Origin of the sequence: Streptomyces johnsoniae, from assembly GCF_031845565.1 — a bacterium.
GTDB classification, from domain to species: domain Bacteria; phylum Actinomycetota; class Actinomycetes; order Streptomycetales; family Streptomycetaceae; genus Streptomyces; species Streptomyces johnsoniae.
In genome coordinates this window covers 158,245-184,758 of record NZ_JAVREV010000003.1, presented here as the reverse complement: position 1 = coordinate 184,758, position 26,514 = coordinate 158,245, and the positions used below count along the sequence as shown (strand labels likewise).

The window sequence follows — 26,514 nt, the reverse complement described above, 5'->3', positions numbered from 1 at the left end:
CTTGAAGTATGCCTCTACTCGGCGATGATGCGCACATCGAGCGACTGAATGCGCTCCTCAATGCGGCGGATCAGGGCATCCACGTCAATCGCCTCGTCCCGGGAGGCGAGAGCCTGCACCAGCTCGCGAATGGTCTCCTGCTGCGCCTGAAGCTGCTTCACGCGCCCACGGACCTCGCGCAGCAGATTGCCGGTGTCGGTGATGACGTTCCCGGCCGCCCAGTGCGGATTCTGTTCAGTGCCCCACGGCACATCGATCAAGTGGTCTTTTACCCACACGCGCTCGGCAGTCAGCTCGGCCAGCTTCTTCATCTCGGCTTCGGTCACCGGTTCCTCCGTCTTCGGGCGCGGCGCGCCGGCCTTTACCCACTCGTACAGTTCGTCACCAGGGCACGCGGTGGCATAGCCGTCCCTGTGACCCTTGATCTCCGACCCGCAGGGCCCCTTGGCCCGGCAGTGGTCAATGGCATCCCTGATGCCACTCAGCAGCTCGGAGCCAGGCTTGCCGGAGTTAGTTCCGTGCAGCCCCAGCACGGCATAATGCGCCTCGTTGAGCGACGTGTTTCCGTTCGCGGAGTTGCGGCGCTTCAGACCGCGGCCCTCGTAGACGGTGCCGTGCTCGCACACGGCGAAGCTGTAGCCGATATCGCTCCAGCCGTTGCCGTTCATGTGCTGGTTCTGCACCTGGCGCACGTAGGCCGCGCACTGCGTGTGCGGGCGGCTGGAGTAGGCGCCTCCAAGATAATGCACTTTCACGCCCCTGCGGGGGCGTGAGTAGGGCGTAGCGCCGTTCGGTTGCCTGTAGGGCCTCGCGCCCCAGTTGGCGCGTGACACGTACTCCATTAGTTCCATCTCCCGTTCCAGGCACCGGCTGCGCCACCCTGAAGCATGAAGTCGAAGTCAAGAACCACCTGCGATTCCCTGTCCCGGGAGGACAGGAACTCATTGTCACCCAGATGGAAATCCTGACCCATGGTCGCCATCAGCTCCCGGCAGCGGATTTCCACAAACCAGGCGGCCATGACCGTGTCAGTCAGGCCCTTCGTCTCCGGGAACCAAGCGCACAGCTGCTCTACGAAAGCGCGGACATGTTCTGACTGGGATTGCGAGGGGAGTCGGATCAGGTTGTCCCCAGTCCCCCATCCCTCGAAGAGGGTGGCCATGCTGGCAACGCCGAAGTCCGAATCCCACTTCTTCGCGTCCGTATGGTGCGGAGAGATCAGGCAGCCGAGGGCCGCCAGGCGCTGGCGGATCTCCCGGTCCTGGACAATGCTCATCTGGTACGCGTTGCGTTCCACGCGCCATTCCTGGATGCCGTACCGCTCGGTGAGGCGGAACATCTCCGCTCGCATCTCGTGTGGCGGCATTGCCCGCTTGTTCACGATGTCCAGCACCCACCGCACCCCGGTGCGGCGGTCCAGCCCCCAGACCTGCATGGCAGTGAAGCCTGCGGCGGCCGGGTCCAGGCCGGCGAGGACGGTCAGGCCCTCCATGCCGTGGGCCCGGTGCTGGGGCTGGCCCGCGAACAGGCGGCCCGGGTAGCGGGCCCGATCGATACAGCCAGTGACAGCGGCGACCTTGAACACGCTGTCGTCCGAGACCTGGTCCTGCATGTAGACCATGGACCAGTTCCGGGGCGTCATCTTCGCGCGCTTGCGGGCAAGAGCCGGACCGTCCCACATGGGCCAGCGGCCATCCTCGTCCGCCTGGACGAGCTTGCGGGCGGCGATGGTCACCGGGGCCCGGTTGGTCTTCGGCCAGAAGGTCACCCAGTCCTTCGGGTCGTCGGCGTACTCCAGAACGGCGGGCTGAGTCAGATACGTCCAGGGCGACTTGCCCTCGTTGTAGTACTCGGCCTTCCGGATCTCCGAGTAAAGATCCTGGCTCTCCAGCCGGGTCCCGATCAGCACCATCTTGCCGCCGACGTCGGCGACGCGGCTCTGCACCTGGTTCTGAATCCAGTCGATCTGTTTGACGTAGTCCTGGTGGTTCGTGTGGTCCACGCAGTCATCCATGATGACCAGGTCGGCGCGGGCGCCGTAGATGTGCCCCTTGATGCCCAGGGCCCACACCGTGGGGTCCTTCTGGTCCGAGCTGCGGCCGTTCACATAGATCTTGTCGGCCGTCCAGGCGGCAGCGCCCTCACCGCCGAAGCCGCCAGCAGGCCCGAAGTCCTCCTGAAGCTGCGCGAACTGGTCGGATTCCGCCAGGCGTTCCTTGATGGCCAGCAGCATCTTGCGGGCCATCTCCTGCGTCTTCGAGACGATGACTACACGGACGTTCGGGTCCTGGACGATGCGCCACACCGTGTACCCCACGGTGAACGTTGTGGTCTTCGAGCCCTCCGGCGGAGTGTTGATGAGGAGCATATCCGGGTCGTTCGGCTCGAACTGCTGACGCGGATGCAGCTCGCGGGGCTCGCGGCCCTCCAGGAGGTCGAACCACTGCCGGTGATGCCAGAACAGCTCATTGCCCAGGTACTCCCGGGAGAACTCCGGGAAGTCCGGGACTTCCCGGCGCTCGCCGGCCCGCTTGGCGGTCACTGCCGCCAGGGCCGCATCCGCGGCGGCGCGGAACTCCGAGTCGGACTTGCGGTAGTACTCGTAGGTCTTGCGGACCTTCCCCACCGCCGTGCATGCCTCGGCCACCGTGTAGCCGGTGCGCAGCATGGTGAGGATCGTGTGCTTGCTGTCCGCGGATGACAGGCGGCTGGCCCGCCGGTCCCGGGAGGCGACCCTGCCTTCGGAGGGAAGTCTTACCCTCGCCATGCCGTCACCGCCGCTCTCCCGGGACTCTGGGGGCCCCTCTGGGGCCGCTCGCGGCGGTGAGGGTAACGGAGGTCGCACGCGTGTTCTAATCGCCTCTGAGGGCCCTCCAGGGCCCAGGAAGAGGCATTCCAGAATGAGGGCAAGGTTCGCCACCGGGCGCACGCGCTGTCCGGAGTCGATAAGACCGGGCGGGGAGATAGTCATGCTGCTCGGGAAATGGGTCCATCCGGAATGCAAGCGGGGCGAACTGAACCGGAGAACCACCCTCGCGGGACCCGCGGTCACCGTCGAAGCGACCCCGCCCGAGCGTGAGCCCGAGGCGGTGAACATGTGTGCCACCCGCCGCAGGCGGAACAAGAGCCGCGGAGCGCGCTGACGCCATCCCCGCAGGTCAGCTGGGTGCCATCCTGGAAAACCCGAACGTTTTTTCGAGCATGCTAGACTGCTTAGTTGAGCATCGCTCAAGCCTCAAAGAGGCGGCCCGAACCCCCGGGGCCGCCAGATAGAAAGACTTCAGCCGGCCTCCAGGCCGGCGGTGATAAAGACCAGGGCCGCCCGCAAGGCGGCCCTTAGTCATTAGGTCTCTAACGAGACCTAACAGGCGGCCTCCAGGCCGCCAATAAAGACTGGGGAGTTTAGGCGAGATCAGTGAATGGATACCATTCACTGGAGCGAGCCACGAATTTAAAAACCTGGGGTCATAGACCCCAGAAAGAGACATACAGGGGCACAAAGAGCCACTACGTGGCTCGCTCCAGTGAAAATGAGGGGACTCTCCTTACCAGCATGAATGCTGCCAGTCGAGTCCATTCACTGTGTGCCCATAGGGCACACAAAGACATATATATGTGCTGGCCGACAGGCCAGCACTATGCGTGTGCGCATACGCGCACACATACGCGCGCATACGCGCGTGCATGTGGCCGTTCCTCGCCGGACACATACCGCCGCATGAGCGGCGGGTGTGCAGGGGGAACACCTCTGCCGTCCCTCCGGACGGCTTTTGTCCGGCCAGCACTCAGGCCGGACAGAACACGCGCGCATGCGCGAGGGCATCTTCACTTTACGGCTGCCCGTAAAGTGATCAAGGCACGCATACGCGTGCGCGAGGGCGCCTCTGCCACCTTCCGGACCAGAGCCGCGCTCTGGGAGCAGTGAAGCCTCTGTGGGGCTCTGTGGGGCTCTCTCAGGCGCCTGTCGGCACTGGCCAGCCATCTGCCCCCGTGAGGGCTTCTGAGGGCCCGTCAGGGGCTCTGTGCGCCCCTTCCTGCGCACCCGTGCGCCCCCGATGTCCCCTTGTGCCGTTGAAACGGCACTTGGTGCCTCTGGGACCGCTTCCATCACTTTGGGTGATTCCTCTCCGCCGGGTCTTCACGGGCCCCACACGTCTGTGACCGGCCCGGATGTGTCAAGAGGCTGTCCACCCAGTGGACATGTCAGCTCGTCAGAGTCACCAGCGGTGACCATCGCTAGGCACGAACGTGCACAGAAAAGAATCTTGCTGCGCGCTACAACCTTTCGAGCGCAAGGCCGCTGACCTGCATGTTCTATTCGAACAAAATGACTTTGCCATCCCTTTACCGTTTGGGGCTTGTGCACGTTCGTGGACGTCCGTAGTGTCTTGCCTACTCCACCACGGAGCACCGGGAAACCGGGGCGAAGCGGAAGAGGCGGACGGGGCCCGTTGGCTCGGACCGATCCGGAGTGAACATCTCGAACGCGCAACGTCCACATACGTGGGGAGAACGAACTCCCGGGGTGTGTGAGTGCTAGGCACTGAGACGCAGGTACCCGAGCGGGGCAGACATCCCGCGATGACCGGCTTGCGGATAGGACGGGCGAAGCTCACCCCAACCCGTGATGGACGGGTGAGCAGACGATGGCGGCCCCTTCACGGGCCCGCCACTCGTCACGCAGGCAGGGGAGCGACCGAGATCAACCCAAGGGGAATCTTCAGTGAGGAACCGGAAGAGGCGACCCGACAGAGTGCGGGGCTCATGGAGCGTAGAGGCACGCGCGAGGCGTGAAGAGTCCTTTAGCAGGGAGGCATTGCGCACCCCTATAGGGCCGGTACCGAATCGGACTCCCCTGCCTGCTTGATGAGTTCATCGTGATCAATGGAGAGGGATCGTGGACGACTTCATCATTGGTGAGCGCTACGCCGAGGTGTTCCTTAATCCGGGGCGCCGTCACCTGCGAGAGATCAACGGCACGCGCTTTTGCTTTGTGCGCACCCCAACAAAAATCTCGGTGGAGCGACGGAGTAACCTCACCGGCGAGTACATCCCCGTGCATGAGTGGACGTTTCCGGAGACCCGGACGCACCTTGCGGCCAACGGGCACCGGATGACATACACGGTGACCGGATATGACGCGGACGGAGAGCCGCGCCTGTCACAGTGGGACGCGGTGCACGCGGATGACTGTCCGTGTCTTCGGAGCGAGGGCTATGACCCTTTTGGTCTGCCCGACTGGTGAGGGCTTTCTGCCGGAGCATTCAGCACCCATCCAACAGATGGGTGCTGATTTGCTCTTACAGGGAGAGCACGTGATCTAGGAGAGGGATCATGGGTGTCACAATCAAGCGGTACGTCATCAAGAGGCAACCGAGCTGCGTGACCAGGTATGACTCATACCTGGATATGTATGGATCGATCTACGGCGACATGTCTAACCCGATACAGCGGGCAGATACCATCCGCGCGCTGCGGCGTAGGGATGCAATGTCCCATGCGTCCGCCTGCCGACAACTCCGGCAGGTCATTGCTGCGATGACCGATGATGAGTTGTATGCGACCGTGCGAGTGAAGCGCCACCAGATTGACGAGTGCGCCCCCCTGCGGCCCTGGAACATCCGGAACGCAGACATACACACACTGCGCATGGTGGCCAATGAGTTGCGGCGCCGTGGTGAGGCAGTGCGCTACGAGAACTAGAGGGCCTGACCCTGCCGGAGAGTCCAGCGGCTCCTACTGCCATAGGAGCCGCTGTTTCGCTCTTACAGGGAGAGCACATGATCTAGGAGAGGGATCATGAGGGATTACACCATCGTGATTCATGGCGCGATGCGCCATGACAATGAGGCGCCGTATCTGTATGCCGTCCGGGCGGAGTCGATGGAACAGGCGATATCCGTTGCGCTGACAGCGCATGGCCGGGTGACGGACGACGGTGATGATGTCGAAGTGGCCCACGAGATGTGCCACGCCGGAATTCCGACCCCTAGCGCGGGCTTCTGGCATGACTTCAGGGAGGGTGTGGCGTGAACGTAAACGTCCCCCGCGAGGTTCTGCGTGATTTGGGGATTCCGTGCACCGATGCCCAGGTTGAGGCACTGCACCGCATTGCAGAGCGCGGTTTCTGGCCGAATCGCGCCCTTGATCGGAGGGTGGTTCGAAATCTGCTTCGTGCGGGCCTGGTTGAGCCCTTCTGGCACAAGGGCCTCCGTCATCTAGAGGACTGTCTCAGGCTCACACCCCAGGGAATGAGGGCCGTTGATCGCGCCAACCTGTGGCCCTATGTCGCTGAGGTCGATGACGGATGGGGGTGCCTGCGGATAGGCAGCGCGCCCCGCCCGCGGCTGGCCGCGGAGTTGCTATGGAACCCCATCTTGACCGCGGGGCTCCGGCAGGTTGACATGTCTGGTCACCTGGATGACTTGGCCGCCGGGCTTGAGGTGATGGCGGACGATGGCACCGTCTTCCGCGTCGCGCGGACGGTGGTGTACCGCTAGCCTGCCGGATCATCGGGCGCACACCGTGATGTGCGCCCCCTTGGTCCTACAGGAGAGGGAGACAGATGCGTTACTTCTACTACGAGCCCGCCGACTATACCGCGTGTGAGCAGCACATGGCGACGCAGCTCGGTGAGTGGTTCCCAGAAACGGCGGAGAATTGCAAGGGGCCCATGTGGAACTACCACGGCTGGGACCTTGACGAACTGGTGGCAGCACTTATGGAGACGGGCGAGATGCTGAGCACGCACTTCTGCGAGCTAGCCGCGCTTGGGCCCGACGCGGATAATGAGCGCTGCCAGTCGCTCCACTAGGCCCTTGCGGCGGCAAGGGAAAGGAGTCGTCAATGCAATTCGTGAGAACGCGTGACGTTTTCGAAAATGAGGTGTATCTCTATGGGGATGAAAAGCGCATTGTAGAGGCTGCTCTCCCCGCCGACGATAATCCGTGGCTGCCCGTCTACGCGTGGTGTGCGGCCACGCATCTCGGTTCGGCGCGTCGAAAATGGTGGACGGAGCCGGAGCCAGGAGGCAGGCCGGACTTCCTTTTGGGGCACAAGCAAGACAGCGATCCGTGGTCGGGCAGACACGTGCACGACTATCGCTGGAATCGCTGGAATCGGGTTCGCTTCCGGAGCATTGAAAAATCCCTGTGTCGCATATGGCGCAGGGAGTTCAAGGCACTGCCGTAGCGAGGGGGGAGCGCGCGTGTTGGACCTGTACCACCGAACCACGGCCGTTAGCGCGGCTGTCATCTATCGCGAGCGACGGATGCTCTCGAAGGAGAGCAGCGGAGAGGCATTCTTCTCTACCGTCCGCGACGGAGGAGCGAGTACGGGCTACGGAGAGGCCGTTGTGCATATCCGAGTGCCTGAAGAACTCGCCGAGATCGATGACGAGTTCCCAGACGGAGAGCAGCACTACCGGGTGAAGGTGGCGCGTCTGCGTCCGGAACACTTCATCTGACGCACTGCCGTAGCGACTTGGCCCCCGTACCCCACACGGGGGCCTTGTTGCTGCTACAGAGCAGCACAGAGGGCCCGTGGACTGGCATCCAGGGCCCTCTGACACGTCCGAGTCCTAGGTTCCTTGGAGAGGAGAACTACGGACATGAACGAGGGTAACAAGACCACTCACTACCCGATGGGGGCCCCGGCGACGTGGGGCGTGCTCGTGTCGGTGGACAACGCGCACCGAGGTATCGGCGCCAACGTCGCTCACGGCTTCACGCCGACGCGGTACGAGCTCAAGGACCGCAAGGGCCGCTACACGGTTGTCGTCGCCCTCACGGGCAGCGGTGGCATCGTCCACGGGATCTACGAGTTCCAGGCGGGGGCGTGAACATGGCGACCTACCGCATGACGCGCTACCTGCCGACCGGGCAGGTCAAGGAGTGGCCCTCCTACTTCAAGAGCCAGGCTGAGGCGGCCCGCCGCGCGGGCCAGTGTTTGCTTGACAACGGAGCCGCGAGCAAGGCGGAGGCGCAGCGCTTCTCCGCGGCGCTCGCGAAGGCCTCATTGTCCGTGATCGTGGACCACGAGCCGAGCGGCTATAGCTTCATGATCGTGCGGGGTTGGTGATCATGGCGAAGACGTGTAGCACCATCGGGTGCCTGGAGATCGCCACGCATGAACTCACGTGGCGCGACCGTACCGACGGGGCGATCGTCACCGACCCCGTATGCGGGGGGTGCGGGGAGGGCTACCTCCGCCGCCCGTCGCTCCGGGCGACGCTCCGCCGGCTGTTCGAGATCGGGCCTCGCGTGGTCCACGTGGAGAACGAGCGAAACCGCATCTGGGACCGCAGGATCAACGGGACGCTCTACCGCTTCGTCAACACGCCGGAGCGAGTCTTTGTGCTCCGTGCCCCCGGCGACCCCTTCATGGACAAGGTCCACGAGTGGCGCAGCATCAGCGGGGGTGAGTGATCGTGGCTGAGCGAGTCAAGGTCATCGACGCCCCCGGCGTCGAGGACTTCGAGGGTGAGGCAATCCTTCACGCGGAGGACTTCACGGGCGTCGGGTCCTACGTCGTGAAGTATGAGCATGACGGCGCTGTAGAGATGGTGAGTGTCCCCGCTCGCTGCGTCACCTTCCTGGACGGTGAGTGATCGTGGTCGACGTCAGCCTGTGGGGCAGGACCGAGCACGGGAGCACGTGGCACATCGCCTCCGGCGGGCGGTCGAAGTGTCCCCGGCGGTATCGCCTCAGGGAACCCTTGCTGCCCACCGAGAGGGCCGACCGTCAGCCGGGTACCTTCCTTTGCATGCTTTGCCGGAAGGGGCGCTCATCGTGAACGAGGGCGACAAGGTCAAGGTCTCCGGCGCTCCCGGCTACGCGGACTTTCAGGCCGTGGTGTTGATGGAGCTGGGGGAGCGCATTGTTGTTGAGTACGAGTGGGGTGGCGACCGGGAGGTCACCGTAGTCCCGGTCCGGTGCGTCGCTTTGGCTGATGGCTGACTAACCCTGCCGCATCAGACTGCCGGGCACCCTGCACACCCCCTGTCGGGGTGTTCGGCTCTCTGGTCTTATAGGGAGAGGGAGACAATGCCTGAAGAGATGGGCGTGAACGAACGCAAGGCAAAAGTCGCTGAAGCGCTACTGATTGCGGCCGGTGACCTCCTGGAGAGGTGGACGGAGGCCCACCAGAGCCGGGGCGAGGAGCCTCCCTGTGAAGTCGGAGAGGCTAGGGAGTACATCAGCACTTGGCTTAAGAGACTCCCGGGCAACTACTGGGATGACCGACTGGGAGAGGTTGAATGATTGCCGAGTGGGGAATTTTCAAAAACGACAGAATGCTCCGGCAGGATCTATACAGCCAGGAGGGTGCAGACGCCTGCCTTGCTGCGTACAAGGCCCTGAAGAACGATGACACGCTTGTGGTCCGCGAGTTGTGCCCTGAACACCGGGACGTGGGGCAGCCAAGAGGCGACTGCGAGGAGTGTCGGGCAGATGAGCTCTGGGCTTGCAGGGAGAGGAATCATGACTGAACGCAGAATGGCTGCGGACACCGCAGCTCTGGCCAAAATCAAGGCAGAGCACGCCCTAGCCGTGCTGGAGCGGTGGCAGCACGAACATCCGACCGTGGGCGACTACCGAGTGAGCGATGCACTGAGCGGCCTCAGGATGGCGGTGGGGGCACTGGGTCTCCTGTACCAGGACGAGCACTACCCGGGGTACGAGGAGGCGCGGCAGAAGCTCGCGGAGTTCCTTCGGGGGTGACCTGTTGGCCCAGACTGCCCCAGCGTGTCACACCCCCTGGATACGCTGGGGCTCTCTGGACTCACAGGAGAGACCACCCCGTGCGGGGGTACCGCACACCATGACCTTGGAGAGGGATCATGAGTTCGAGTGCAGTAACCGTCGCGCTTCCACGCGCGACGTGGCGCCACATCCTTGACGCCTCAGAGAAGGTCGCGGCGCAGTGCCGCAGCTCGAAGAGTCTGCGGGGGAGCAGTGAGCATGCGCAGGCGGATGGCCTGTACGTCTGGGCCAAGGGGGCACTGGAGGGGCGCGAAGGCACCCCGAGCGCTCCAGTTACCGCGGCTGAACTCCGCGCGCTTCGGTGGCTGGACTACTTCTACGGCGAAAGCCGCGACGCCGCGCTCGCTGCGGTTGCGTCCGCCCTGGAGGGGGCGGTAGCGGCATCTCGAAACGAGTAGACCAAAGGGCGCCCCTGGAGGGGCGCCCAACTCCTTCCGTGGCGTCAGACGCCCGTACATGCGGTTGCAGGCTCCTCTGCCTGCCTCTCCCCCTCCCCTCAGGTGGGGGCGCCTCCTGCATGTGCGGGCATCTGTCTTCATGGGAGAGGTGAAGAGATGGACGACAGACATCAACTCGCTCAACGACTGATCGAGAAGTCGGAGGAGTTGCTGAACCACGAGACGAGCGTCCTCCAGTGGCGCATCCGCGAGGCGCTGGTCTACATGCGTTCGGTCGAACAGCCGAACCAGATCACACTGGACCACATCCGCCGGTACCTGCGCGGGGAGAACGACAACCTTCGCTGAACACCAGACACCCCCGGCCGGCGGTGGGATCATCCTGTCAGCCGGGGGTCACAACGGGCATATGCCCGCGCACGATCGCATGAAGAGTTCAAGCCAGGCTGACAACAGTCTGGCGCGAGGGAGTCACTATCTGCTACATCTGACTGGCTCTACGGAGAGGAGAGTCATGTGAGCGTCATTGCACGCGCCATGGCATTGCGCGCTGGGGACCAGCGCGGCATCTGGCGCGCTGAGCGGCTGGACGCGGTTGACAGCAGCATCAACCGACTGATTGACCTGGAAGCCGCTTCTGACATCATCAGGAGCTGGGACATGCGGTTCGTCCCGGGCCTCCTTCAGGTCCCCCATTACAGCCTGGGTGTCATCAAGGGCACCGCTCGTCGTCTGTCGGACGACGTGGCCCGCGAACGGATGTTCATGAAGAACATGCGGGTTGATGCCCTCAGTCGGCGTCTCGCAGGGATGCAGACGCCTACGCGGGAACCCCTGGCCCGATTCGTCGTGGGGGAGCTGGCCCTCACGCAGCAGTGGACCTTCGATGCCCATGAGCAGCAGCTCCGGCATCTGCTGCACATGGCAGCACATCCCCATGTGCGCATTCAGGTGCTTCCGCTACGGCGGCTAGCGTGCGCCGCGAGCGACCACTTCAGCCTGTACTCAGGTCTGCACCAGGAGACCCGACAGTACGCCGGGTACGCGGAGACCGACGCGGGGGGGATGGTGGTAACCCATCCGGACGATACGATGCGTTTGCTGGGGGTCTTTGCCGACCTCAGCAGCGATGCCCTGGGAGAGGGCGAGAGCATGCAGGTCATCCAAAGGGAGCTAGACAGATGGACCGTAAAAGCACGGCGTTCATGAAGTCGTCCTACTCCGACCACCAGTGCGTCAGCGTCGCCCGTGAGGGTGTCGTCGGCGTCATCGACACGAAGGACCAAACCGGCCCCGTGGTTGAGATCGCTCCCGCCGCCTGGCGGGCGTTCCTGACGGGGGTCACGGGTGAGCGGCAGAGCTAGCCTGCGCCCCCTACCCGTCATCGTGGCGTGGGCGGCCCTGGTGGCCGCCCTGGCGGCCCTTGCGGGGGCCGTGATGTCCATGGCGGACGGAGACCCGGCGGCCGGCGTAATGCTCGTGCTGGCCGCCGGGTTTCTGCTCCTCGTGGCGCGAGCCGCGTGGCGCAGTGCCCGCGGCGAGAGTCGTGAACCCGGGCTTCAGCAGGAGCCCGACCGCCCTTGGCGGTGAGAATCAAACGGATCAAGGCCCCCGGAGAACCCGGGGGCCTTCTTCATGCCCCGCCCAGTGCGGCGGTGGCTTCCCTCGTAGCTCAACTGAGCAGAGCACGCCGCTGGGCGGAGGTGCCGGTTCGAATCCGGCCGAGGGGACGAGGGGCCAAGCTCCGCCGGAGGAGAGTGCAACCCTCGCACCAAACGCCGTATGCCTCCGGGGGTCGGCCGCTTGACCCACAGACGCGGCCCTCTGCGCCCGGAGGGTGAACGGGTACCCGTAACAGGGCTGGGTCTGGTCCACCCGAACAGGGCCCCAGTCCGCCCCGTCCCCATGCCGGGGCGGACTGGACCATCCCCACAGCACTCAGATCATCACGGGGAGGTGATGTTTTACGCCGGTCGGCGTCAAGGTTCGGCCAAGAGAGTGAGCCAGCGGACCCCGGTTGCACAGTGCGAGCCAGCGCAGCGCCATACTCAGGCCACCCTTACCGCCGCCGATCTTCACAACCAGGAGCCTCCCACGATGCCATCGCGAAGGAGACGAGCAGTGCCCGAGACCTTGAGGCGCGTGGAGCGCGAGGCGGCGCGGACCGCCCACGACGAATGGAAGAACGCCGAAGAGGCTTTCAAGATCAAGATTTATCTGACCGTGGAGCAGGGGGTCACCGTTCGCGAGCTGGCCGCAGACCTAGGGCTATCGCCCTCCGTGGTCAGTAAGTACCGGAGGCAGGGTGAGCAAGCGTACAACGCAGGCCGTAGCAGACCTCCTGAGCAGCCCGGAGAACGAGAATCGGACGGCTGAGGAGGTCGCCGAGCTGGTTGTCGAGCTGGTTCAGGAGGAGCTGGCACGCACCAACCGCGTAGCGGTGGTGGCGCAGATACAAGAGGGCCCCAGGCCGCCCATGGTGGTGGCGCTGGGGCCCTTTAGCGCTCGGGGCATCCTGGACACCCCGGGGAAGTTCCTGAAGGCCGTGAGCGGCGGCACAGCCGCCCGGACGGCCGGTGAGGGCCTGGCCTGGAACCCGTCCACGAAGGTCGGCAGGGGGCGCTTCATGCTCGTGCCAATCCTCCGCACGCCCAGGGATGCGTGGCTGTTCTACGGCCAACTCCCCGAGGACGAACGCCCGGACGAAGGCGACCTGTACGCCGCAGCGCGGGAGATGACCGCATGGAACCCAGAGGCCATTGAACCGGCATGCGTGTGCGGACTCACGCACGTACACCCATGCCCGCAGTGCGGGCAGCCCAACACGCACCACTGCTACAGGCATCAGCTCGGCGAGCAGCACAACTGCCGCCGATAGCCCGGGTCCATCACCCCGGGGCGGGGAGGTACATCATGCAGGACGGGGAGCGAGACAGAGCCGACATAGCCATTGAGTGGCTGCACTCGCACTTTGAGGACGACCCCGCACCGCATATTGAATTTCGGCGCGAGGAGCGGTCCATCTCGGACGCCGCCTATGGGCGGCTGCTCGACATCATCTTTGGTGCAGATATCTAGGAGAGGACTTGTCCAGGAAGCCCAAGAGGGCGCTAGTTGTGCTGGATTCCCGCCGCGCCGGCTTGCGGGCGGTGGATTACCTACGGGTCAGCACGGAGGATCAAAAAAAGGGCTTCGGCACCGCGTACACAGGCAAGAAGACGGCGGCGTTTATCCAGCGCAAGGGGTGGACACATGTCGGCACCTACGCGGATGAGGGGTACAGCGGCACCCTGCCAGCCGCAGAGCGGCCTGACCTGTGCGACCTCATGACGGCCGCCCGGAGGGCTGAGCGGCCGTTTGACGTGGTAGTCGTGCCCGAGGAGCGTGTTATCGGCCGCGCAGGTGAGGCGTTCTGGCCCTGGGTCTGGGAACTTCGCCATCTCGGGGTTTTTGTGGCCATTGTCCGCGGCGATTACGACAACACCACCGACGAAGGCGAAAGCCGTATGCGCAAAGCGGCCGACCGGGCAGAGGATGAGCGCATTCTGATTCGAGACCGCACGCAGGGCGGCATTCAGGAGAAGGCGGAAGTTGACGGCTATATGGGGGGCAAGCCTCCGTATGGATACCGCATAGAAAACAAGGGAGTGCTGAAGGAGTCCCGTCTTGTTATTGACGACAGGGAGAAAGGGGAAGCCGCGCTCTTGAGACGAGCGCGAACGCTTTTCATCCAGCGTCAAAACTGGAGTCAGGTCGCCGAGATGGTCAACGCCGAGGGGTTCAGGACCCGCGACGGCAAGATGTGGACTCGGGGGCGCCTGCGCGGGCGCACGTTGAGTGACACCACGCTCCTTGCGCAGCGCGTGTGGCGGGGCAAGGACGCGAAGACCCTCCCGGACGGTACGCCGTTCTACGGAGAGCGAGTCATTGTCAAGCTCCCCCCGATCTTCACTCCTGAAGAGGTTGCCGAGTTGCGCCGGGCCGAGGGGGCGACTAGGCGGAGATCGAACCGGACAGGAGAACGGGTCTATCCCCTGTCCGGACGGATCGCCAGCAGATGCGGGGGGAGGTATGTGGGGCAAGAGTGCAGTAAGGGGAGTGCCCGCTACAGGTGTAACCGGGGGGGCGAGTCATACCCAGGGGCTAACGATGGCTGCTCCTGCCATTCATTCCCGGCCGCCGTTGCCGAACAACGCGCATGGAACGAGTTGAATGACCTGCTGCGCGACGGGAGTCGCCTTGAGAGCATGACCAGGGACCGCCTGTCCGCCTACGACGGCACGGGCGAGGCGGCAGCGGAACGCGTGGCCGAGCTTCAGCACCGGGTAGATGAACAGCAGGAGATCATTGCGCTGACGACGCGCTCAGCGGCCCGTCAGGCGCATGGGCGCGGTCTCCGCGAGGGTGACGCTGACGCTCACATTGAGCGTGCCGTGGCTCCCCTGGTCGGGGAGCTCGCAGGGCAAGAAAGGCTCCTCGCCGAGGCTCGCGCGTGGCAACGTGAGGTGGAATCCGCCTCCGAACAATTGGCGGAGCTGAGCCGGCTCGTAACCCTGGCCAAAGAGCGCCTGCCAGGACTGGGCCCTGCCAGACAGGCAGAAATCTATGCGCTCCTGGAGTTGCAGGGTGAGGTTCTTCGGGTGCATGAGGGGAAGCTCGGTCGCCCCTGCTCTCTGCTGGCCTGGTTTGAGGCTCACGGCCGAGGGGTGCCAATACTGACAGACGCCCTTTGGGGCAAGGCGACAGTGGCCGTCCCCGAATTGACGGCCCGGGGGGCCAGGGCAAACCTTGAGGTCATCTTCGTCAAGGCCAGGACGGGGGCGCCCTGGCCGACCCTCCCCCGAGGGATCGCCGGACGCACCCAGTTCCGGCGGTGGCAGCGGCTTGGAGCCTGGGACAGGATCATGGCCGCTCTACAGGGCGCCGAGACGGCTGCCCCCGCGGCGGCCATGCGGGCGCCTGACCTGCACCTGAGCATCCGCCCTCTCGGGCTTGCTCGTTTCTCTGACGCGAACACCACTGCCCGAAGCGCCCGGGCACGTAGGAGATCAGCGCGTGCGGGAGTCCGCGGGAGTCGACTCCCTGGGACTCCTGGTTCATCAGCGCGTGGTCGGGTCCGAGCGGATCGGCGATCAGCCCGGGCGAGTTGACCCCGGCGGTGGCCGAGCCGGTGGTCGCCACGCGGGTGCCCGCCGCGTTGGTCCAGGTGCGGCCGTCGTCCGTGCTGCGGACGTAGACGGTGTCGTGGTTGGTGAGGTTGGCGCCGCAGGTCACCGCGCCGCTCCGCTCGCGCCAGGTGCCGAAGACGTGGAGGGTGCCGTCGGGCCCGTAGTCCAGTCCGTGCAGGTAGAGGTTGCGGGACGGGCTGGAGCCGCGGGCGGTGGTGTAGGTGCCGGTGGCGCTGCTCCAGGTGCCGAGTTCCCGCCAGCGGCTGCCGTCGTACTCGGCCAGCGCGGCCTGGCCGTTGCCCGAGACGCCGGTGCGGTAGCTGAGCAGCAGGCGCCCGCCCGGGGTCGGCAGGAACTGCGGGTAGGTGAACGCCGAGGTCAGCGCGACGCCGTCGAGGCTGGAGAGCACCGGGCCGAAGGCGGCGGGCGTCCAGTCGTGCGCCGCCGGCGCACTGATGAGGCCCGCGACGGACTTGACGTAGCGGTAGCCGCTGCTGTGCGCGTCCATCACCAGGTGCAGGCGGCCGTCCGTGGGCGAGACGCCGGCGGAGATGACGTTGTGCGAGTTGTCGGAGCTGAGCCGGTGGCCGACCCGCACGGTTTCCCAGTCGGCCGAGCCCACCGCCCGGCGGCCGACCACCGCGTTCCGGTCGGCGGTGTACCAGACCGCGTACTGGTGGCCGGCGTGGGTGAGCAGGCCGTTCTTCTGGAAGGCGTTGTTGTTGACGAGGCCGTCGTAGGAGACGAAGTAGATGGCGGCCGGGTCGAGCCGCGTGCTGCCCAGGGGCGTGACGGACGGCGCCGCTGCCGCTGCCGCGGACGGCGCGTGGCCGACCGCCGTCAGGGCACCGAGGGCGGCGGTGCCGAGGGCCCCGCGGACGAAGGTTCTGCGGTCGGGTGCGGGCGGCATGGCGGCTCCTCGGTCGGCCGGCCACCGGGGGCGGCGGCGGCATGAAAGGTTTCATCCCAGTCCCGCCACGGAAAGTAGGAGCTTGTCGCAGACCGGTCAAGAAGCCCGGCGGGGCCGTCTCAGTCCGGCCGGACGATGCGCAGGAACGGCGGCACGGCGACGGCGCCGATGACGGCGAACGCGGCGAACGCCAGGCGCGCACCGCCGAGTTCGGCCAGCAGCCCGGCGAGCGCCGCGCCGAGCGGCAGCGCGCCCCAGCCGAAGAGGCGGCTGACCGCGTTGTACCGGCCCAGCATGCCGTCGGGAACGATGCGCTGCGCGATGGTGCGCGCGTTCACCGACCAGAGCGTTCCGCCCATGCCGCCCGCGAACGCGGCCGCCGCGACCACCCCGGGCCGCGCGGTGAGCGCCGGGGCCGCCATCATGGCGACGGTGCCGAGCAGATCGGCGAACATCACGCGGCGGCGGCCCAGCCACCGGTTGAGCCGGGACACGGTGAGCGCGCCGGTCAGCCCGCCCACGCCCAGCGCGCCGAGCACCAGGCCGTACTGCCGCGTGTCCAGGCCCATGCCCTGCGTCGCGTACAGCGGCAGGAGCGCGAGCCAGGCACCCCAACTCGCGCAGAGCGCGGTGAGGATGAGCGCCATCGTGCGCAGCAGGCGGTGCCGCCACAGGTAACGGAGCCCTTCCGCGATGTCGTGGCGCAGGGACGACCGGGCGGACGCGGCGCCCGGGCCCGGACCTGCGTCGGCCGCTCCGCCGCCCGCGGCGAAGCGGCCGGTGAGCAGCACGAGGGTGAGGGCGCCGACGAGGTAGGCCGCCCACGTGGCGCCGAGCGCCACGCCGGTGCCCAGGGCGAGGAGCAGTCCGCCGACGAACGGTCCACAGAACTCCCCGCACACGGTTTCCGCGCCCGCCAGCCAGGCGTTGGCGCGCTCGCGCCCCGCGGGCGGCACCGCGGCCGGCACCAGGGAGGCGGCGGCGGTCATGGCGACGACCTCGGCGACGCCGAGCAGCGCGCCCGCGCCGTAGAGCACCGGCAGGCCGGGCTCGCCCGCGGCGAACGCGGCGAGCAGCCCGCCGAGCGCGAGCAGCCGCACCGCGCCCGCCGCCCACAGCAGCAGCCGCCGGTCGACGCGGTCCACGAGGGCACCGACCGGCAGCGCGGCGAGCAGCCACGGCAGCGTGAGGGTGAGCGAGACGGCGGTGATCTGCGCGGGCGAGGACGTGACGCGGGTCGCCAGCAGGGGCAGCGCCATCTTGGCCACGCCATCGGCGAGATTGGTCAGCGCGGTGAACGCGACGAGCACCGCGGTGTTGCGCCCGGCGCGCGGCGGCGCCCAGGGCCGTGCGGCGGCGGATTCCACGGGTGCCACGGGTGCCACGGTGGTCGGCACGACTCCCCCTTAACCATCTAAACGTTTTGCCGGTGCGCGCCGACTCAGCTTAACCAGTCATCGCATTAGCCGGTAGGGTGCGGGCATGCTCGGCCCGCCGCCCTCCGCCGTTCTGCTCCAGGACTTCACGAACACCCTGGACATCCACCTGGGCACCGACGCGGTGCCGACACCGGCCGCGCTGGCCGCCTGGCTGGCCGGTCGCGGCCTGCTGCCGTCCGGGTCCCGCATCACGGCCGCACAGCACGCCGCGTACCTGACGGCGCGGGCCGGGCTGCGGGAGCTGCTGGGGCTGCGGACCGCGGGAGACGCGGACCCGGAGGTGACGGCGGCGGCGCAGCGGGTCCTCGACGGGCTGCCGCTGCTGGTCCGCCTGGACGGACGGCCCGTGCTCACCCCCGCCCCCGGGCTCGCGCCCGGCCTGCGCCCGCTCGCCGTACTGGCCGCGGCCTGGGGCGAGTTGGTGACCACGGGGGACGCCGTACGCCTGAAGCGCTGCGCGGAGACGACGTGCGGCGAGGTGTTCTGGGACGTGTCGAAGAACCGCAGCCGCCGCTGGTGCTCGATGAGCGTGTGCGGCAACCGGGCGAAGGCCCGCCGCCACGCGACGCGCCGCGCCCCCGGCGGGCGGGAACCCGCCTGAGGAGCGCCTGCGGGCTCCCCCGTCCTGGGCGAACTACGCTGCGCAGCATGCGGATTGAAATACGTGAGATGACGCCCGGCGACATCGAGGGGGTGGCGCGCGTCCGAATCCAGGGCTGGCGGCACGCCTACCGAGGGCTGGTCCCCCAGGACTACCTCGACGGCATGCGGCCGGAGTTGTTCGCCGCCATGCTCAGGGCCGCGGCGCCGGGCGAACCGGCGGACCGCGTGCACCTGGTGGCGGACGCCAGGGGCACGGGAGTGATCGGCTGGGCGCACCCCGGCGCGTACCGGCCCGACGAGCACGTCGACGAACGGCCCGGCCGGCCGCAGGAGGAGGCCGGGCAGGGGAGTTACGGCGAGCTGTACGCGTTGTACTTAGTGCCCGAGTTCATCGGCACCGGCGTGGGCCGGGCGTTGCTGGACAGCTCGCTGCGGTGGCTCGCGGGGCAGGGGCACCGGCGGCTGCGGCTGTGGGTGCTGCGGGACAACGCGATGGGGCGCCGCTTCTACGACCGCGTCGGGCTCGTCGCGGACGGCGCGGTGCGGACGGATGCGATCGCCGGGATGCCGGTGAACGAGGTGCGGTACGCCGCGGCGCTGGACGCCGAGGGCCGCGTCCTGGCCCGGCGCGGTGCGACCCTGGGTGATCCGGCGTGACGGGGCGCACACCAGCGGGGGCTGCCGCGGGGGTGGCGACCCGGTTACTCACAAGTTAGCCTGCTCATCAGAGCGTTGGTCCGCTCAGACGGTCTGGCGACGCGGCCGTCAGGGACGCCGTCGGTCCGGCGTCCGTCGCACGTTCCGCACGGCGGCCCCGGGACGGGGCCCGCCGCTGCCCCGGCCGACGCGGGGCACCCGGTTATGCCCGCGCATCGGTGTGACGCATGCAGTACGTTCGGTCCATGGCCCAGCCCGTGAAGACCGCACGTCCGCATGCCGCGACCCAGCGCCTCAAGGTGCGCCGCCAGCTCGCGGCGGCGGCGATGGAGCTGTTCGCGACCAAGGGGTACGAGGCCACCACGGTGGACGAGATCGCCGCTACCGCGGGCGTCGCGCGGCGCACCTTCTTCCGGCACTTCAGGTCCAAGGAGGAGGCGATCTTCCCGGACCACGACGACACCCTGGAGCGCGCGGAGGCGGTACTGGAGGCCGCGCCCGCCCGGGAGAACCCCATCGACACGGTGTGCCGCGGCATCAAGGAGGTCATGAAGATGTACGCCTCCTCCCCCGCCGTATCGGTGCAGCGCTACCGGCTGACCCGCGAGGTGCCCGCGCTGCGCGAGCGGGAGATCGCCTCCGTCGCCCGTTACGAGCGGCTGTTCACGCGCTATCTGCTGGCGCAGTTCGACGAGAGTTCCCACCAGGGCGACGAGCCGCTGCTCGCGGAGGTCGCCGCCGCCGCGGTGGTCACCGCGCACAATCACGTGCTGCGGCGCTGGCTGCGCCGGGACGGCCAGGGCGACGTGGAGGCGGAGCTGGACCACGCGTTCGCCATCGTGCGCCGCACGTTCGGCGCGCTGCCCGCCATCAGCCGCGCGGCACCGGCGGCCATGGCGCCGGCCGCGGTCGTGTCGGCCCGCGACGAGGTGCTGGTGACCGTGGCCAGGACGGACGCGCCGCTGAGCGAGGTCATGCGGACCATCGAGCAGGCCCTGCACGACCGGTCCTGAACGCCCCTGCGGGCGAGGAGCGCGTCGTCGGCGTCAACTGCTACCGCACCGGCGAACCGAGCCCGCTCACCGCCGACCTGGCCGCCGCCGTCCTGGCCACGGACCTGACGTCGCGGGGGCGCCCGCCGTGCCGTACCCGGACGGCAGCCCGGCCCGGGTGCGCGGCGCCGCCGCCGCGGCGGCCGGGGAGCTGTCCGCCGGGCGACTCCGGCTGCTGGTCGGCAAGCCGGGCGAGGACGGCCACAGCAACGGCGCGGAGCAGATCGCCGTCCTGGGCAGGGACGCGGAGGTCGCCGCCATCGCGGCGGCGCTGCGGGCGGCGGGGGCGGCCGCCGTACTCGCGCCCAGGGACTTCCGCATCACGGAGATCACCGGCCGTATCGTCGACGAGATCCGCGCGGCCCACGGGCTGCTCCCCGTCCTGGAGGTCCCCTCATGACCACCGCAAGGTTCCGTCCCCGGCGCTCCTGCCTCGCCGTCCCCGGCAGCAACCCGCGCTTCCTCGAAAAGGCCCAGGGCCTGCCGGTCGACCAGGTGTTCCTCGACCTGGAGGACGCCTGCGCCCCGCTGGCGAAGGAGAGCGCCAGGCAGGCGGTCGTCGAGGCGCTGAACGAGGGTGACTGGGGCGGAAAGACGCGGGTCGTGCGCGTCAACGACTGGACAACGCACTGGACTTACCGCGACGTCATCACCGTCGTGGAGGGCGCGGGGGCCGGCCTGGACTGCCTGATGCTGCCCAAGGTGCAGGACGCGCAGCAGGTGCTGGCCCTCGACATGCTGCTCACGCAGATCGAGAAGACGATGGGGTTCGAGGTGGGCCGCATCGGCATCGAGGCGCAGATCGAGGACGCCCGCGGCCTGGTGAACGTCGACGCCATCGCGGCCGCGTCGCCGCGGCTGGAGACGATCGTCTTCGGACCGGCCGACTTCATGGCGTCGATCGCGATGAAGACGCTGGTCGTCGGGCAGCAGCCGCCTGGCTACCCGGCCGACGCCTACCACTACGTGCTCATGCGCATCCTGATGGCCGCCCGCGCCCACGGCCTCCAGGCCGTCGACGGCCCCTACCTCCAGATCCGCGACACCGACGGCTTCCGCGAGGTGGCGGGCCGTTCCGCCGCGCTCGGCTTCGACGGCAAGTGGGTGCTGCACCCCGGCCAGATCGAGGCCGCCAACGACATCTACTCGCCCGGCCAGGAGGACTACGACCGCGCGGAGCTGATCCTGGACGCCTACGCGCACGTCACCTCGCGGGCGGGCGGCGCCAGGGGCGCCGCCATGCTCGGCGACGAGATGATCGACGAGGCCAGCCGCAAGATGGCCCTGGTGATCGCGGGCAAGGGCCGCGCCGCCGGGATGCGGCGCACGACGTCGTACGAGCCGCCCGCCGACTGACGGAGGAGCCCATGCAGTTCGGCCGCACCTTTGCGGAGTTCACCGGCACTGGCCGGGGAAGACCGTCACCGAGTCCGACGGCCACCTGTTCTGCCGGCTGACCATGGACCACCACCCGCTGCACCTGGACGCCCACCGCGCGGAACGGACGGCCGAGTTCGGGCGGAACGCCGTCGTCGGCACGTACGCGTACGCGCTGCTGCTCGGCATGTCCGTGCCGGACGTCCCGGGCAGGGCCATCGCCGATCTGGAGACGGAGTCGCTGCGGTACGTCGCGCCCGGCCGGGCCACGGCGTGGTGGCCGTGGAGACCAGGGGGCACAAGCAGGACGGCACGCTTCCGTGCGCCTTCAGCCGCAAGGCGCTGGTGCCCGTCGCCGCCCGCGTGGCGGAGCGCGGCGGCGAGCGGCCAGGGCGGCCCGGGCCCCGCGGGAGGCTCTGAGATGCTCGCCGCGGCGGAAGGGCTCACCGACGTCCGGCGGGAGATCCTGCCGGTCGCCTCGGATCTCGACCACCACGACGAGTACCCGGGCGACACCGTCGCCGGGCTGCGCGGTCTGTCTCGGCCTGTTCGGCCTCTTCGGCCTGTTCGGCCTGTTCGGCCGACCGTTCCCGAGGGGTACGGCGGGCTCGGCGGGTCACCGCTCACCTACGCGCTGTGCCTGGCGGAGCTGTCGCGCGGCTGGATGAGCGTGTCCGGCATCGTGAACACGCACTTCATCGTGGCCCATCTGCTCCAGCGGTACGCCACACCCGAGCAGCGGGGCGCACCTCCTGCCGCGGATGGCGACCGGCGAGGCGCGCGGCGCGTTCTCGATGCCGGAGCCCGGCCGGAGGAGGCGGACGGGCCGCCGCACCGGTCGATGACGACGTTCCTGGTCGAGAATGAGCCGGGGCTCGGGCAGATCACCCCCGGCCTCACCATCCCCGGCAAAATTGAGAAAATGAGACATAAGGGCGTCGACATCGCCGAGATGATCATGGACGGGTGCGAGTTCCGGCCAACCGGGTCCTCGGCGGCGCCCCCGGTCGCGGTTTTTACCAAATGATGGACGGGGTCGAGGTCGGCCGCGTCAACGTCGCCGCCCGCGGCCGCGGCGTCGCGCTGCGTGCCTTCGAACTCGCCATCGCCTACACACAGCAGCGGCACACGTTCGGCAAACCCATTGCACAGCATCAGGCAAGCCACTTCCGACTGGCGGAGATGGCCACGAAAACAGAAGCCGCCCACACCCTCATCGTGCGTGCGGCGCCCGCCGAGGACGCCGGGCGCCGGGGCGACCTGGAGGCCGGAATGGCCAAGTATCCCGCCGCGGAACACTGCAGGGAAGTCGTCGAGCACAGTTTTCGCATTCACGGCGGTTACGGCTTTTCCGAGCAGTACGAGATCGAACGGCTCTGCCGGGAGGCGCCCATGCCGCTCATCGGCGAGGGAACGGCGGAAATTCAGAAAATGATCATTGCCCGCAGGCCGCTCGACGCCTACCCGCAGGCGGGCTGAACACCCCCGGCCGACGCCGCCGCAGGCCCGCCGGGCACGGGGTTTCCGGCCTCGAACGGCCCGCTGGCTTGCCGAGTTGCCGCTCGAAACCTATAGCATCGGCATAGTCGCATCGCATCGCACAGATGTGACTTCCCACGCTACGAAGGTCTCCCATGCCTTACCGCTCATCTCCCCTATCCGGCGGCCGGGTACGTCTGGCCCGCGGCGCCTCCCCCTGGCTGGTGCCGACGGTGGCCACCGCCGCCGTCAGCCTGGTGAAGGCCCGCCGCTCCGGCCGCTGGGCCGCGGCGGCCGTCCCCGCCACCGCGCTGGCCGCGAGCATGCTGTGGTTCTTCCGCGACCCCGAGCGGGAGATCGGCCAGGGCCGGGTGATCTCCCCGGCCGACGGCGTGGTGCAGAGCATCACGCCGTGGCACGACGGCCGCACCCGGGTGGCCATTTTCATGAGCCCGCTCAACGTGCACGTGAACCGCGCCCCCGTGGCCGGTACCGTCGCCTCCGTCGAGCACGTCCCGGGCAACTACGTGCCGGCCTTCGACAAGGAGAGCGAGAACAACGAGCGCGTCGTGTGGCGGTTCTCCGGCGAGCTGGGCGACATCGAGATGGTGCAGATCGCCGGCGCGGTGGCGCGGCGCATCATCCCCTACGTCCCGCAGGGCTGCAAGGTCGAGCAGGGCGACCGCATCGGCCTGATCCGGTTCGGTTCGCGCGTGGACGTCTACCTTCCGGAGGGTATCGAGCCGGCCGTCGAGGTCGGCGAGCGCACGAGCGCGGGAGTGACTCGCCTTGACCGTGATTGACCGCAAGTCACGACGCGCCTGGGCGGACGTCACCGACGAAGAGGACGGTGACGACGACGGCATGCCGCTGTCGATGCGGCTGTCGATAGCGGACACGCTCACCCTGCTGAACGCCACCTGCGGCTTCCTCGCCGTCTACTTCACCACCACCGGCATCCTCATCCCGCACCTCACCAACAGCGGCGACGAGGGCGTGGTCCGCAACAACGCGGCCACCGCCGTGCTGCTGATGCTGCTGGCCTCCGTCTTCGACCTCTTCGACGGCCTGGTCGCGAGGAAGCTGCGGGCCTCCCCCATGGGCGCCGAGCTGGACAACCTCTCGGACCTGATCAGCTTCGGCCTCGCCCCCGCCTACTTCGTGCTCGTCTGGGGCATGGTCGTGGGCGACGTGCACGAGCCGCTGTCGGCCCTGGCCGCCATCGTCGTGCTGCTCGCCGTCGTGCTGCGCCTGGCCAGGTTCTCGTGCGTGACCATGCCGCACGGCGTGTTCCAGGGCATGCCCAGCCCGTTCGGCGCGCTCACCGTCGTCTCCATCGTGCTGCTGGAGCTGCCGTTCACGCCGACCCTCCTGGCCATCGTCGGGGTGGCCTGGCTGATGGTGAGCCGCGTGGAGTACCCCAAGCCGCGCGGGCCGCTGGCCGCCGCCATGCTCTCCTGGATCGTGCTGAGCATGACCCTGCTGACCGCGTGGGCCTTCGACGCCCCCGGCGGCCTGCTGATGCTCCAGACCGCCTGCTCGCTGCAACTGGTGCTCGGCGCGGTGATCCCGCTGTTCGCCATGGTGCGCCGGGTCTACGCCTTCCGCGACAACCGCCGCGAGGCCCGCGCCGGCGCCGAGCCGTAGGAATACCCGAGTCCGCCGCCCGGCCCCTCGCGGGCCGGTGTCGGTGGTCCGTAGCACAATGGCCCGCATGGAGCTGACCAAGAAGGGCCACGCCTGCATCCGGCTCACCACCGGGGGCCGCACCCTCGTCATCGATCCTGGTGCGTTCAGCGAGCCGGACGCCGCCGCGGGCGCGGACGCCCTGCTCGTCACCCACGAGCACCCGGACCACTACGACGAGGGGCGGCTGCGGGCCGCCCTAGAGGCCGACCCGGCCGTCGGCCTGTGGACGCTCGCGAGCGTCGCCGAGCGCCTGTCGGCGGCCTTCCCCGGCCGCGTGCACACGGTCGGCGACGGCGACACCTTCCGGGCGGCCGGCTTCGAGGTCGAGGTGCACGGACAGTTGCACGCCGTGATCCACCCCGACCTGCCGCGCGTCACCAACGTCGGGTTCCTCGTGGACGGCGAGGTCTTCCACCCCGGGGACGCGCTGACCGTGCCCGAGCGCCCCGTGCGCACGCTGATGCTGCCGCTCCACGCCCCGTGGAGCAAGTTCTCCGAGGTCCTCGACTACGTGCGCGAGGTCGGGGCCGCGCGGGCCTACGCCGTGCACGACGGGCTGCTCTCCGACGCCGGCCTGACCGTCTACGGCCGCAACCTCGGCCCCCAGGGCCCGGGCACCGGCCCCACCGAGTACGCCAGGCTCGCTCCCGGCGAGTCCGTCACCGTCTGAAGAGAGCCCTCATGCGCATCGCCACGTGGAACGTCAACTCGATCACCGTTCGCATCGACCGTCTGCTGGCCTGGCTGGAGTCGAGCGGCACGGACGTGCTGTGTGTCCAGGAGCTGAAGTGCGACGCCGAGTCGTTCCCCGGGGACCGCCTGCGCGAGGCGGGGTACGAGGCGGTCGTGCACGCCGACGGCAGGTGGAACGGGGTGGCCGTGCTCTCCCGCGCCGGCCTGGCCGACCCGGTCACCGGGCTGACGGCAGGCCCGGAGTTCGACGGCCGCGCCGAGCCCAGGGCCGTCGCCGCCACCTGCGGGGGCGTGCGGGTGTGGTCGGTCTACGTGCCCAACGGCCGCGAGGTCGGCCATCCGCACTTCGCCTACAAGCTGCGGTGGCTCGACGCGCTGCGCGCCACGGTCGCCGAGGACGCCGCGGGCGACCGGCCGTTCGCCGTGCTCGGCGACTTCAATGTCGCGCCCGCCGACGAGGACCTGTACGACGTCGCGGCGTTCGAGGGCTCCACGCACGTCACGGACGTCGAGCGGGCGGCGCTCGCCGCACTGCGCGACACCGGCCTGTCCGACGTCGTGCCACGGCCGTTGAAGTACGACAAGCCCTTCACCTACTGGGACTACCGCCAGCTCTGCTTCCCCAAGAACCGGGGCATGCGGATCGATCTCGTCTATGGCAACCGGGCGTTCGCCGCCTCCGTGAAGGACGCGTACGTCGACCGCGAGGAGCGCAAGGGCAAGGGCGCCTCCGACCACGCGCCGGTCGTCGTCGACCTCGACCCGCGGTGAAGTCGCGCGATCTTCGGGTAGCGTGCCCTGTGGTGCGCCGGGCGCCCGGGATGCGACCCTGGACCGCATGAACATCCCTTTCCTGGACAACTGGCGCAAGAGGCCCGTCGCGGAGGCGACCGGTCCCTGGTCCGATCCCGAAGGGGTGGCCCAGCTGTTGTCCGAGTGCGAACTGCTGCGCGCCAGAGCCGAGCGCGCCGGCGTCGTTCTCGGCGACACCCCGCTGTCGCTTGAGGCGCTCGACCAGCTCCTCCCCCGCTGGCGGGACGACCCGGAGGAACTGCCGTGGCTCGCCAACGACGTCGGCCTCTACCTGGGCACCGTGATCGTCCGCACCGTGCCCGGTGCGCGCTGGGGTCCTGGCCCCGACGGCCAACCGGTCGTCGTCATGGCCTCCGGGCGCCAGGTGGACGTGGTCACCACGGGCCAGGAGTGGGCGGACACCGGCACGCCCGAGCTGTCCCAGGTCTACGCGGAGGTCGCCGAATCCTGAGGCGTGCCACCGCGGCGGCGGCGC

31 protein-coding genes, 1 tRNA gene and 5 pseudogenes are annotated in these 26,514 nt (G+C 68.1%); 32 read left to right on the top strand and 5 right to left on the bottom strand.

The genetic code is table 11. The annotated features are described in order from the left end of the window. Nucleotides 1-14: 14 nt before the first annotated feature. The gene (locus RM779_RS06830; RefSeq protein ID WP_311616745.1) at nucleotides 15-668 is read right to left on the bottom strand and encodes a peptidoglycan recognition protein family protein; all 654 of its coding nucleotides are present in this window, start codon (nucleotides 666-668) and stop codon (nucleotides 15-17) included. Between the two features lie 173 nt (nucleotides 669-841). Then, nucleotides 842-2,668: a hypothetical protein gene (locus RM779_RS06825; RefSeq protein WP_311616744.1), complete on the bottom strand. Its 1,827-nt coding sequence runs from the start codon at nucleotides 2,666-2,668 to the stop codon at nucleotides 842-844. Nucleotides 2,669-4,897: 2,229 nt separating this feature from the next. Here RM779_RS06825 and RM779_RS06820 point away from each other — a divergent pair. The 20 genes and pseudogenes from RM779_RS06820 to RM779_RS33655 all read left to right on the top strand — a co-directional run. Continuing rightward, nucleotides 4,898-5,245 carry a hypothetical protein gene (locus RM779_RS06820; protein WP_311616743.1) on the top strand — a complete coding sequence of 116 codons (348 nt, stop codon included), beginning with the start codon at nucleotides 4,898-4,900 and terminating at the stop codon, nucleotides 5,243-5,245. Nucleotides 5,246-5,799: 554 nt separating this feature from the next. Further along, on the top strand, nucleotides 5,800-6,033 hold the full coding sequence (locus RM779_RS06815) for a hypothetical protein (RefSeq protein WP_311616742.1): 234 nt from the start codon (nucleotides 5,800-5,802) through the stop codon (nucleotides 6,031-6,033). Between the two features lie 532 nt (nucleotides 6,034-6,565). After that, entirely contained in the window at nucleotides 6,566-6,814 is a 249-nt protein-coding gene (locus RM779_RS06810; RefSeq protein ID WP_311616741.1) for a hypothetical protein, read from the top strand. Between the two features lie 32 nt (nucleotides 6,815-6,846). After that, the gene (locus RM779_RS06805) at nucleotides 6,847-7,191 is read left to right on the top strand and encodes a hypothetical protein (protein WP_311616740.1); all 345 of its coding nucleotides are present in this window, start codon (nucleotides 6,847-6,849) and stop codon (nucleotides 7,189-7,191) included. A gap of 16 nt (nucleotides 7,192-7,207) precedes the next feature. Continuing rightward, nucleotides 7,208-7,465: a hypothetical protein gene (locus tag RM779_RS06800; protein WP_311616739.1), complete on the top strand. Its 258-nt coding sequence runs from the start codon at nucleotides 7,208-7,210 to the stop codon at nucleotides 7,463-7,465. A gap of 144 nt (nucleotides 7,466-7,609) precedes the next feature. Next, a complete protein-coding gene (locus tag RM779_RS06795; RefSeq protein ID WP_311616738.1) occupies nucleotides 7,610-7,840 on the top strand; it encodes a hypothetical protein in 231 nt (76 codons plus the stop codon). 2 nt (nucleotides 7,841-7,842) lie between these two features. Next, a complete protein-coding gene (locus RM779_RS06790) occupies nucleotides 7,843-8,079 on the top strand; it encodes a hypothetical protein (RefSeq protein WP_311616737.1) in 237 nt (78 codons plus the stop codon). After that, a complete protein-coding gene (locus RM779_RS06785) occupies nucleotides 8,076-8,426 on the top strand; it encodes a hypothetical protein (RefSeq protein WP_311616736.1) in 351 nt (116 codons plus the stop codon). Before RM779_RS06790 ends, RM779_RS06785 begins: the two co-directional genes overlap by 4 nt. 2 nt (nucleotides 8,427-8,428) lie before the next feature. Further along, on the top strand, nucleotides 8,429-8,608 hold the full coding sequence (locus RM779_RS06780) for a hypothetical protein (RefSeq protein ID WP_311616735.1): 180 nt from the start codon (nucleotides 8,429-8,431) through the stop codon (nucleotides 8,606-8,608). Nucleotides 8,609-8,789: 181 nt separating this feature from the next. Continuing rightward, nucleotides 8,790-8,957, top strand: coding sequence for a hypothetical protein (locus tag RM779_RS06775; RefSeq protein ID WP_311616734.1), 168 nt, complete (start codon nucleotides 8,790-8,792; stop codon nucleotides 8,955-8,957). 87 nt (nucleotides 8,958-9,044) lie between these two features. Next, nucleotides 9,045-9,260, top strand: coding sequence for a hypothetical protein (locus tag RM779_RS06770; RefSeq protein ID WP_311616733.1), 216 nt, complete (start codon nucleotides 9,045-9,047; stop codon nucleotides 9,258-9,260). Further along, nucleotides 9,257-9,487: a hypothetical protein gene (locus RM779_RS06765; protein ID WP_311616732.1), complete on the top strand. Its 231-nt coding sequence runs from the start codon at nucleotides 9,257-9,259 to the stop codon at nucleotides 9,485-9,487. Before RM779_RS06770 ends, RM779_RS06765 begins: the two co-directional genes overlap by 4 nt. Continuing rightward, entirely contained in the window at nucleotides 9,480-9,719 is a 240-nt protein-coding gene (locus RM779_RS06760; RefSeq protein WP_311616731.1) for a hypothetical protein, read from the top strand. The genes RM779_RS06765 and RM779_RS06760 overlap by 8 nt, the downstream gene beginning before the upstream one ends. Nucleotides 9,720-10,315: 596 nt before the next feature. Beyond that, nucleotides 10,316-10,507 carry a hypothetical protein gene (locus RM779_RS06755; protein ID WP_311616730.1) on the top strand — a complete coding sequence of 64 codons (192 nt, stop codon included), beginning with the start codon at nucleotides 10,316-10,318 and terminating at the stop codon, nucleotides 10,505-10,507. 168 nt (nucleotides 10,508-10,675) lie between these two features. Further along, nucleotides 10,676-11,368, top strand: coding sequence for a Scr1 family TA system antitoxin-like transcriptional regulator (locus RM779_RS06750; RefSeq protein ID WP_311616729.1), 693 nt, complete (start codon nucleotides 10,676-10,678; stop codon nucleotides 11,366-11,368). Beyond that, nucleotides 11,341-11,523, top strand: coding sequence for a DUF397 domain-containing protein (locus RM779_RS06745; RefSeq protein WP_311616728.1), 183 nt, complete (start codon nucleotides 11,341-11,343; stop codon nucleotides 11,521-11,523). The genes RM779_RS06750 and RM779_RS06745 overlap by 28 nt, the downstream gene beginning before the upstream one ends. A 297-nt stretch (nucleotides 11,524-11,820) precedes the next feature. Beyond that, nucleotides 11,821-11,889 (top strand) — tRNA-OTHER (locus tag RM779_RS06740). Nucleotides 11,890-12,464: 575 nt separating this feature from the next. Next, nucleotides 12,465-13,037 carry a hypothetical protein gene (locus RM779_RS06735; RefSeq protein ID WP_311616727.1) on the top strand — a complete coding sequence of 191 codons (573 nt, stop codon included), beginning with the start codon at nucleotides 12,465-12,467 and terminating at the stop codon, nucleotides 13,035-13,037. Between the two features lie 35 nt (nucleotides 13,038-13,072). Beyond that, nucleotides 13,073-13,237, top strand: coding sequence for a hypothetical protein (locus RM779_RS06730; protein ID WP_311616726.1), 165 nt, complete (start codon nucleotides 13,073-13,075; stop codon nucleotides 13,235-13,237). A 38-nt stretch (nucleotides 13,238-13,275) separates the two neighbouring features. Continuing rightward, nucleotides 13,276-14,358 (top strand): annotated as a pseudogene (locus RM779_RS33655) (recombinase family protein); the annotation flags it as partial. Nucleotides 14,359-14,523: 165 nt separating this feature from the next. Here the strand turns inward: RM779_RS33655 and RM779_RS06720 are convergent. The 3 genes and pseudogenes from RM779_RS06720 to RM779_RS06710 form a co-directional block, all read right to left on the bottom strand. Then, the gene (locus tag RM779_RS06720) at nucleotides 14,524-14,805 is read right to left on the bottom strand and encodes a hypothetical protein (RefSeq protein ID WP_311616724.1); all 282 of its coding nucleotides are present in this window, start codon (nucleotides 14,803-14,805) and stop codon (nucleotides 14,524-14,526) included. 373 nt (nucleotides 14,806-15,178) lie between these two features. Then, a pseudogene (locus RM779_RS06715) lies at nucleotides 15,179-16,237 on the bottom strand (BNR repeat-containing protein); the annotation flags it as partial. A gap of 119 nt (nucleotides 16,238-16,356) precedes the next feature. After that, nucleotides 16,357-17,613 carry an MFS transporter gene (locus tag RM779_RS06710; protein ID WP_311616723.1) on the bottom strand — a complete coding sequence of 419 codons (1,257 nt, stop codon included), beginning with the start codon at nucleotides 17,611-17,613 and terminating at the stop codon, nucleotides 16,357-16,359. A 106-nt stretch (nucleotides 17,614-17,719) separates the two neighbouring features. Here RM779_RS06710 and RM779_RS06705 point away from each other — a divergent pair, with 106 nt between their 5' ends. The 12 genes and pseudogenes from RM779_RS06705 (at nucleotide 17,720) to RM779_RS06650 (ending at nucleotide 26,490) form a co-directional block, all read left to right on the top strand. Further along, a complete protein-coding gene (locus RM779_RS06705) occupies nucleotides 17,720-18,277 on the top strand; it encodes a CGNR zinc finger domain-containing protein (protein WP_311616722.1) in 558 nt (185 codons plus the stop codon). Between the two features lie 47 nt (nucleotides 18,278-18,324). Then, the gene (locus RM779_RS06700; RefSeq protein WP_311616721.1) at nucleotides 18,325-18,936 is read left to right on the top strand and encodes a GNAT family N-acetyltransferase; all 612 of its coding nucleotides are present in this window, start codon (nucleotides 18,325-18,327) and stop codon (nucleotides 18,934-18,936) included. A 227-nt stretch (nucleotides 18,937-19,163) separates the two neighbouring features. Then, nucleotides 19,164-19,949, top strand: a complete 786-nt coding sequence (locus RM779_RS06695) for a TetR family transcriptional regulator (RefSeq protein ID WP_311616720.1) — start codon at nucleotides 19,164-19,166, stop codon at nucleotides 19,947-19,949. Continuing rightward, nucleotides 19,910-20,388: pseudogene (locus RM779_RS06690) on the top strand (hypothetical protein); the annotation flags it as partial. The gene RM779_RS06695 and the pseudogene RM779_RS06690, both read left to right, overlap by 40 nt. Further along, complete coding sequence (locus tag RM779_RS06685; protein WP_311616719.1) at nucleotides 20,385-21,344, top strand: HpcH/HpaI aldolase/citrate lyase family protein; 960 nt, start codon at nucleotides 20,385-20,387, stop codon at nucleotides 21,342-21,344. The pseudogene RM779_RS06690 and the gene RM779_RS06685, both read left to right, overlap by 4 nt. Before the next feature lie 11 nt (nucleotides 21,345-21,355). Beyond that, a pseudogene (locus RM779_RS06680) lies at nucleotides 21,356-21,785 on the top strand (MaoC family dehydratase). 1 nt (nucleotide 21,786) lies between these two features. Further along, nucleotides 21,787-22,844: pseudogene (locus tag RM779_RS06675) on the top strand (acyl-CoA dehydrogenase family protein). Between the two features lie 155 nt (nucleotides 22,845-22,999). After that, nucleotides 23,000-23,647 (top strand): phosphatidylserine decarboxylase, encoded by a 648-nt coding sequence (locus RM779_RS06670; protein WP_077058101.1) that lies wholly within the window; start codon nucleotides 23,000-23,002, stop codon nucleotides 23,645-23,647. After that, nucleotides 23,634-24,491, top strand: coding sequence for a CDP-diacylglycerol--serine O-phosphatidyltransferase (pssA, locus tag RM779_RS06665; RefSeq protein WP_311616718.1), 858 nt, complete (start codon nucleotides 23,634-23,636; stop codon nucleotides 24,489-24,491). The genes RM779_RS06670 and pssA overlap by 14 nt, the downstream gene beginning before the upstream one ends. Nucleotides 24,492-24,558: 67 nt before the next feature. Then, nucleotides 24,559-25,203: an MBL fold metallo-hydrolase gene (locus RM779_RS06660; protein ID WP_311616717.1), complete on the top strand. Its 645-nt coding sequence runs from the start codon at nucleotides 24,559-24,561 to the stop codon at nucleotides 25,201-25,203. Between the two features lie 11 nt (nucleotides 25,204-25,214). Further along, nucleotides 25,215-25,997, top strand: coding sequence for an exodeoxyribonuclease III (locus RM779_RS06655; protein WP_311616716.1), 783 nt, complete (start codon nucleotides 25,215-25,217; stop codon nucleotides 25,995-25,997). A gap of 67 nt (nucleotides 25,998-26,064) precedes the next feature. Then, a complete protein-coding gene (locus RM779_RS06650; protein WP_311616715.1) occupies nucleotides 26,065-26,490 on the top strand; it encodes a DUF6278 family protein in 426 nt (141 codons plus the stop codon). The last annotated feature ends 24 nt before the right edge of the window (nucleotides 26,491-26,514 follow it).

What these genes read in the sequence shown, in the direction of transcription:
- RM779_RS06830 (WP_311616745.1), bottom strand. Translation starts at nt 668, where the DNA reads ATGAACGGCAACGGCTGGAGCGATATCGGCTACAGCTTCGCCGTGTGC.
- RM779_RS06825 (WP_311616744.1), bottom strand. Translation starts at nt 2,668, where the DNA reads ATGCTGCGCACCGGCTACACGGTGGCCGAGGCATGCACGGCGGTGGGG.
- RM779_RS06815 (WP_311616742.1), top strand. Translation starts at nt 5,800, where the DNA reads ATGAGGGATTACACCATCGTGATTCATGGCGCGATGCGCCATGACAAT.
- RM779_RS06810 (WP_311616741.1), top strand. Translation starts at nt 6,566, where the DNA reads ATGCGTTACTTCTACTACGAGCCCGCCGACTATACCGCGTGTGAGCAG.
- RM779_RS06805 (WP_311616740.1), top strand. Translation starts at nt 6,847, where the DNA reads ATGCAATTCGTGAGAACGCGTGACGTTTTCGAAAATGAGGTGTATCTC.
- RM779_RS06795 (WP_311616738.1), top strand. Translation starts at nt 7,610, where the DNA reads ATGAACGAGGGTAACAAGACCACTCACTACCCGATGGGGGCCCCGGCG.
- RM779_RS06790 (WP_311616737.1), top strand. Translation starts at nt 7,843, where the DNA reads ATGGCGACCTACCGCATGACGCGCTACCTGCCGACCGGGCAGGTCAAG.
- RM779_RS06770 (WP_311616733.1), top strand. Translation starts at nt 9,045, where the DNA reads ATGCCTGAAGAGATGGGCGTGAACGAACGCAAGGCAAAAGTCGCTGAA.
- RM779_RS06765 (WP_311616732.1), top strand. Translation starts at nt 9,257, where the DNA reads ATGATTGCCGAGTGGGGAATTTTCAAAAACGACAGAATGCTCCGGCAG.
- RM779_RS06760 (WP_311616731.1), top strand. Translation starts at nt 9,480, where the DNA reads ATGACTGAACGCAGAATGGCTGCGGACACCGCAGCTCTGGCCAAAATC.
- RM779_RS06755 (WP_311616730.1), top strand. Translation starts at nt 10,316, where the DNA reads ATGGACGACAGACATCAACTCGCTCAACGACTGATCGAGAAGTCGGAG.
- RM779_RS06745 (WP_311616728.1), top strand. Translation starts at nt 11,341, where the DNA reads ATGGACCGTAAAAGCACGGCGTTCATGAAGTCGTCCTACTCCGACCAC.
- RM779_RS06730 (WP_311616726.1), top strand. Translation starts at nt 13,073, where the DNA reads ATGCAGGACGGGGAGCGAGACAGAGCCGACATAGCCATTGAGTGGCTG.
- RM779_RS06720 (WP_311616724.1), bottom strand. Translation starts at nt 14,805, where the DNA reads ATGCACCCGAAGAACCTCACCCTGCAACTCCAGGAGCGCATAGATTTC.
- RM779_RS06705 (WP_311616722.1), top strand. Translation starts at nt 17,720, where the DNA reads ATGCTCGGCCCGCCGCCCTCCGCCGTTCTGCTCCAGGACTTCACGAAC.
- RM779_RS06700 (WP_311616721.1), top strand. Translation starts at nt 18,325, where the DNA reads ATGCGGATTGAAATACGTGAGATGACGCCCGGCGACATCGAGGGGGTG.
- RM779_RS06695 (WP_311616720.1), top strand. Translation starts at nt 19,164, where the DNA reads ATGCAGTACGTTCGGTCCATGGCCCAGCCCGTGAAGACCGCACGTCCG.
- RM779_RS06685 (WP_311616719.1), top strand. Translation starts at nt 20,385, where the DNA reads ATGACCACCGCAAGGTTCCGTCCCCGGCGCTCCTGCCTCGCCGTCCCC.
- RM779_RS06670 (WP_077058101.1), top strand. Translation starts at nt 23,000, where the DNA reads ATGCCTTACCGCTCATCTCCCCTATCCGGCGGCCGGGTACGTCTGGCC.
- RM779_RS06660 (WP_311616717.1), top strand. Translation starts at nt 24,559, where the DNA reads ATGGAGCTGACCAAGAAGGGCCACGCCTGCATCCGGCTCACCACCGGG.
- RM779_RS06655 (WP_311616716.1), top strand. Translation starts at nt 25,215, where the DNA reads ATGCGCATCGCCACGTGGAACGTCAACTCGATCACCGTTCGCATCGAC.
- RM779_RS06650 (WP_311616715.1), top strand. Translation starts at nt 26,065, where the DNA reads ATGAACATCCCTTTCCTGGACAACTGGCGCAAGAGGCCCGTCGCGGAG.